General features: G+C 72.7%; 1 pseudogene. It reads right to left on the bottom strand.

What is annotated here, in order from left to right:
* Window positions 1-22 precede the first annotated feature (22 nt).
* Window positions 23-6,634 (bottom strand): annotated as a pseudogene (locus AC4BDD_RS26710) (SDR family NAD(P)-dependent oxidoreductase); the annotation flags it as partial.
* Window positions 6,635-6,643 lie beyond the last annotated feature (9 nt).

Raw genomic sequence — 6,643 nt, 5'->3', positions numbered from 1 at the left:
GGAGGGCGGTCGAGCGGGTCGGTCAGCTGTTGCCGTACTTCTGGTCGATGTAGGCGAACAGCGACTCTGCGGTGACCGGTTTCCCGGATTCGTCGTCCGAGCTGGTGACACCAGTCGGGTTGGCGGACTCGGTGAGCTGCGTCAGCAGGGCTTGCAGGCGTTCCGCGAGGCCGGTGCGCGTGGGCTCGTCGGGGGTGGCCGAGGACAGTGCGGCCTCGAGCCGGTCCAGCTCCGCGAAGAGCGAGGCCGGGGTCTGGCCCGGTCCCTGCCCGGCGGGCCGGCCGGTTCCGCCGGCTGCGGCCGCTCCCTCGGGCAGCAGCTTGGCCGCGAGGTAATCGGCGAGCGCCGAGGGGTTGGGGTAGTCGAAGACCAGGGTCACCGGCCAGCGCTTGCCCGTGCTGGTGCCCAGCCGGTTGCGGAATTCGACGGCGGTGAGCGAGTCGAAGCCGAGTTCCCGGAAGGCCCGGTCGGGTTCGATCAGGTCCGGGGAGGAGTGTCCGAGGACCCCGGCCGCCTGGGTCCGCACCAGGTCGAGCAGTGCGGCGGTGCGCTCCGGTGCCGGGAGCGCGGTGAGGCGCTCCAGGAAGGTGGGCCCCTCGGCGGTCGCCGGTCCGCCGGCCGCCCGGCGCGGGCGTCGGCTGCCGCCGGCGATCGCCCGGAACAGGGCGGGGACCTGGCCGTCGGGGGTGCGCAGTGAGGCCACCTCGAGCGGCACGGCGACCATGAGCGACTCGTCCGAGGAGCCGGCGAGGTCGAACAGCTCCAGGCCCTGCTCGGAGGTGAGGAGCGCGGCGCCCTTCTTCTTGATACGGCTCAGGTCGGTCTCGCCGAGGTGGCCGGTCATGTCGCTGGCCTGGTCCCACAGTCCCCAGGCGACGGAGGTGGCGGGCAGTCCGCGGGCGCGGCGGTGCTGTGCCAGCGCGTCGAGGAAGGCGTTGGCCGCCGCGTAGTTGCCCTGTCCGGGGCTGCCGAAGGTGGAGGCCGCGGAGGAGAACAGGACGAAGGAGTCCAGGTCCAGGTGCTGGGTCAGCTCGTGCAGGTTGACGGCCGCGTCGACCTTCGGTCGCAGCACCACGTCGAGACGGTCCGGGGTCAGCGATTCGATGACGCCGTCGTCGAGGACGCCCGCGGCGTGGACGACACCGGTCAGCGGGTGTTCCGCGGGGACGGCTGCCAGCAGCTCGGCCACTGCCTGGCGGTCGGCGGTGTCGCAGGCGACCAGGTTGACCGTGGCGCCGGCGGCGGTGAGTTCGGCCAGCAGTTCACCGGCGCCGGGCGAGTCGGGTCCGCGGCGGCTGGTGAGCAGCAGGCTCCGCACGCCGTGCCGGGTGACCAGATGGCGGGCGAGCAGGGTGCCGAGGGTTCCGGTGGCGCCGGTGATCAGCACGGTGCCCTCGGGCGCGGGGGTGGACGGCAGGGTCAGTACGACCTTGCCGATGTGCCGCGCCTGGCTCAGGAACCGGTATGCCTCGGGGGCGCGCCGGATGTCCCAGGCGGTGACGGGCGGGGGGCTGAGCACGCCGCGCGCGAAGAGCTCCAGGATCTCCTCGAGCATCTGCCCGATCCGGGGCTGGCCGGCTTCGCCGAGGTCGAACGCCCGGTAGCGGACGCCCTCGTGGCGGGCGGCTATCTCGTCGGCGTCGCGGATGTCGGTCTTGCCCATCTCCAGGAACCGGCCGCCGCGCGGCAGCAGGCGCAGCGAGGCGTCGACGAGCTCCCCGGAGAGGGAGTCGAGCACCACGTCCATGCCCTGGCCGTCGGTGACGGCCAGGAACCGGTCCTGGAAGTCCGTGGTCCGCGAGGAGGCGATGTGCGCGTCGTCCAGGCCCAGGGAGCGGAGGGTGTCCCACTTGCCGGGGCTGGCGGTTCCGAAGACCTCCGCGCCGAGGTGGCGCGCCAGTTGCACGGCGGCCGTGCCGACTCCGCCGGCCGCGGCGTGGACCAGCACCGCCTGGCCCGGCCGCACACCGGCCAGGTCGGTGAGGGCGTAGTAGGCGGTCAGGAAGGTCACCGGCACGGAGGCGGCCTGGACGTACGACCAGTCGTCGGGCATCCGGGCGATGACCTTGCGGTCGGTGACGGCCACCGGGCCGAAGCCGCCGACGAACAGGCCCATCACCCGGTCGCCCGGGGCCAGGTCGGTGACGCCGGGGCCGACTTCGAGGACCACGCCGGCGCCTTCGCTGCCCATGGTCTGCTCGTTGGGCACGACGCCGAGGGCGAGCACCACGTCCCGGAAGTTGAGGCCGGCGGCGCGGACGGCGACCCGGACCTGGCCCTCGGTGAGCGGTGCCAGGGCCGCCGCGTTCTCCACGAGGGCGAGGTTGTCCAGGCTTCCCTTGACCGGGATGTCCAGCCGCCAGGCGGCGGCACCGGCGGGCGGGGAGAGCCGCGCTCCGGCACCGGCGGTGGCGCGGGCGAGCCGGGGTGCGCGCAGGGTGCCACGCCGGATGGCGAGCTGCGGCTCGTCCGTCCGGAGCGCGGCCGGCAGCACCGGGTAGGAGCTGTCCTGCCCGTCCACGTCGAGCAGCGCGAACCGTCCCGGGTGCTCGGACTGGGCCGACCGCAGCAGGCCCCAGACCGGGGCGTTGGCCAGGTCGGTGACGTGCTCGCCGCGTTCGGTGGCCACCGCCGCGCGGGTCACCAGCACCAGGCGGGAGGAGGCGAACCGGTCGTCGGCCAGCCATCCCTGCACCAGCGCGAGGGTGCGGTGGGTGGACGCCCGTACCGCGTCGGCGACGGTCTCGCCGCCGTGCGCGTCGAACGGCGGGGCGAAGACCAGCACGGCTTCGGGGACGGTGGTGCCCGCGGCGACGGCTGCCGCCAGGGACGCCAGGTCCGGGTAGCCGCTCACGTCGGCGAGGACCTTGCCCGCCTGCTCGGCGATGTCGCCGACCACGGCCCAGCGGCTCGCCTCGGGCGTCGCCCCCGGGGCGGCGTCACCGGTCGGCAGGGTGGTCCAGTCGACGCGGAACAGGGCGTCGTGGTGCGCGCTCGGCGCGGCGAGCTGGTCCAGCTCCACGGTGCGGAGCGTCAGCGCTTCCACGGTGGCCACCGGCCGGCCGGTGCCGTCGGCCACGGCCAGTGCGATGCCGTCGTCGTCGGCCGGCGACAGCCGGACCCGCAGGACCGAGGCGCCGGTGGCGTGCAGGGAGACCCCGCGCCAGGAGAAGGGCAGGCGGGCCTGGCCGCTGCCCGCCTCGGCGCTGAGCCCCTCCCCGAGGCCGATCGCGTGCAGGGCGGCGTCGAGCAGTGCGGGGTGCATGCCGTACCGCTCGGCGTCGGCGACCTCTTCCGGGAGGGCGACCTCGGCGAACACCTCGTCGCCTCGCCGCCATACCCGGCGCAGCCCCTGGAACGCCGGGCCGTAGCCGTAGCCGCGATCGCGCAGGTCGTCGTAGCAGCCGCTGACGTCCACGGCCTCCGCGTCCGCCGGCGGCCACACCAGGGCCTCGGCCGTGCGGGCGAGGTTGTCATCGGCGGATTCGGGGGCCAGCAGACCGCTGGCGTGCCGGGTCCAGGGCTGGTCGTCCGGGGCGTTGTCGAGGCGCGAGTAGAGGTGCAGGGCCCGGGACGCGTCCTGGCCCTCCTCGGGCCCGTCGACCACCAGCTGCACCTGGACGGCGCCCTCCGCGGGCAGTACCAGCGGAGCTTCCAGGGTCAGCTCCTCGACCGTGGGGCAACCGACCTGGTCACCGGCGTGGGCGGCCAGTTCCAGCAGGGCCGTGCCCGGCAGCAGGACGGCGTCCGCCACGGCGTGGTCGGCGACCCACGGGTGCGACTGGAGCGACAGGCGGCCGGTGAAGAGGAATCCGCCCGTGTCGGCCAGCCGCACCCCGGCGCCCAGCAGCGGGTGTTCGGCCGATCGCATACCGATGGACGACACGTCGCGCAGCGAGGTGGCGGTGGCACGCGGCCAGTAGCGCTGGCGCTGGAAGGGGTACGTCGGCAGGTCGACCCGGCGTGCGCCGGTGCCCGCGAACACCGACGCCCAGTCCACCTCGACGCCCTGGGTGTACGCCTCCGCCAACGACGTCAACAGCCGCTGCCAACCACCCTCCTCACGACGCAGCGTGCCGACGGTGACCACCGGACGGTCCCCGGCATCCGCGGTCTCCTGCACACCCATCAGCAGAACGGGGTGCGCGCTGGTCTCGATGAACGCGCCATGACCCTCATCCAGCAGCGTCTCAGTCGCCTTCGCGAACTCCACCGTCTGCCGCAGATTCCGATACCAATACCCGGCATCCACACCAGTGGTATCGATCCGGGCACCGGTCACCGAGGAATAGAACGGGATACGGCCGGCCTGGGGCTGGATCGGGGCCAGCACCTCCAACAGACGGTCCTCGATCTCCTCCACCTGCGCCGAGTGCGAGGCGTAATCCACCGGCACCAACCGCGCCCGAACACCCTCAGCCTCCCACCCCGACTGAAGCTCCAACAGCACGCTGCGCTCACCGGAAACCACCACCGAGCCCGGGCCGTTGACCGCAGCCACCGACACCCGCGACCCAAAGCCACCGATCCGCTCGGTGACCTGCTCCACCGGCAACGCCACCGACAGCATGCCGCCATCACCCGTCAGGTCCAGCAGCAACCGGCTCCGCAACGCCACAACCCGAGCAGCATCCTCCAAGCTCAGCGCACCAGCCACCGCCGCCGCGGCGATCTCACCCTGCGAGTGACCCACCACCGCCGCCGGCTCCACACCATGGGACTCCCACACCGCGGCCAGCGACACCATCACCGCCCACAACACAGGCTGAACAACATCAACCCGCTCCAGCCACACACCCGACTCGTCCCGAACCGTGTCCAGCAACGACCAGTCAGTAAACGGAGCAAGAGCCGCCGCACACTCACCCATACGAGCCGCGAACACCGGCGAAGCCTCCAACAGCTCCACCGCCATACCCAGCCACTGCGAACCCTGACCGGGGAAGACAAACACCACACCACCGGGAGAGCCCGACACCCCCCGCATCACATCGGCCGCGCCTTCGCCTGCGGTCAGTGCGTGGAGGAGCTGCTCGTGGTCCGTTCCGAGCACGACCGCGCGGTGGTCGAGAGCGGCCCGGGTGGTGGCCAGCGAGTACCCCAGGTCCGCGAGCGCGGTCTGCGGGCGGTCGCCGACGAAGGATGCCAGCTGTGCCATCTGGGCGTTGAGGCCGGCCGCGTTGCGTGCGGACAACACCAGGGGAACGACGGTCGGGGATGTCTCCGGCCCGGTCTCGGCGGGCTGTGCCTCCGGCGCGTCTTCGAGGATGACGTGGGCGTTGGTGCCGCTGACGCCGAAGGCGGAGACGCCCGCCCGGCGGGGCTCGCCGGTCTCCGGCCAGGCGACCTGCTCGGTCAGCAGCTCGACCGCGCCGGCCGACCAGTCCACCTGCGAGGAGGGCTGGTCGACGTGGAGGGTCTGCGGCAGCACACCGTGCCGCATCGCCATCACCATCTTGATGACACCCGCCACACCGGCGGCCGCCTGGGTGTGGCCCAGGTTCGACTTGACCGAGCCCAGCCACAGCGGACGGCCTTCGGGGCGGTTCTGCCCGTAGGTGGCCTGGAGCGCCTGGGCTTCGATCGGGTCACCGAGGGTGGTGCCGGTGCCGTGCGCCTCGACCGCGTCCACCTGGCCGGTGGAGAGTCGGGCGGCGGCCAGCGCCTGCTGGATCACCCGCTGCTGCGAGGGACCATTCGGCGCCGTCAGACCACTGCTGGCACCATCCTGGTTCACCGCCGAACCCCGCACCACGGCCAGCACCCGATGGCCGTTGCGCTCAGCGTCCGACAACCGCTCCAGCACCAGCATGCCGACACCCTCGGCCCAGCCCGTGCCATCAGCCGAATCCGAGAACGCCTTGCAGCGGCCGTCCTCGGCCAGGCCGCGCTGGCGGCTGAACTCGATGAAGGCTCCCGGGGTGGACATCACGGTGACGCCACCGGCGAGTGCCAGGGTGCATTCACCGTGCCGCAGCGACTCGGCCGCCAGGTGGAGCGCGACGAGCGAGGACGAGCAGGCCGTGTCGACCGTGACCGCGGGTCCTTCCAGGCCGAGGGTGTACGACACCCGGCCGGACATGGCGCTGGCCGCGTTGCCGGTGCCGAGGTAGCCGCCGGTGTCCTCCTCCGCGTCGGAGAGGAGCTGCATGTAGTCCTGGCCGTTGGTGCCGGCGAAGACTCCGGTACGGCTGCCGCGGAGCGACAGCGGAGAGATGCCCGCCCGCTCCAGGGCCTCCCAGGAGGTTTCCAGAGTCAGCCGCTGCTGCGGGTCCATGGCCACGGCCTCGCGCGGCGAAATCCCGAAGAATCCCGCGTCGAATTCCGTGACGTCGTGCAGGAATCCGCCTTCGCGGACATAGCTCGTACCGGAGTTGTCCGGGTCGGCGTCGAAGAGCTGCTCAAGGGGCCAGCCGCGGTCCGTCGGGAATTCCGAGATCGCGTCGCCGCCGGCCGCCAGCAGCTGCCACAGCTCCTCCGGCGAGCTGACCCCGCCGGGGAACCGGCAGCTCATCCCGACGATCGCGATGGGCTCCTGCGCTCCCTCCTCCAGCTCGGACAGACGACGGCGCGTCCGCCGCAGGTCGTTCGTGACCCGCTTGAGGTATTCGCGGAGCTTCTCTTCGTTCGGCACCTCATTGGA

The organism is Streptomyces sp. JLBT605 (assembly GCF_058215555.1).
The sequence above is the reverse complement of the archived record's forward strand: the minus strand, read 5'-3'. Positions and strand labels throughout refer to the sequence as shown.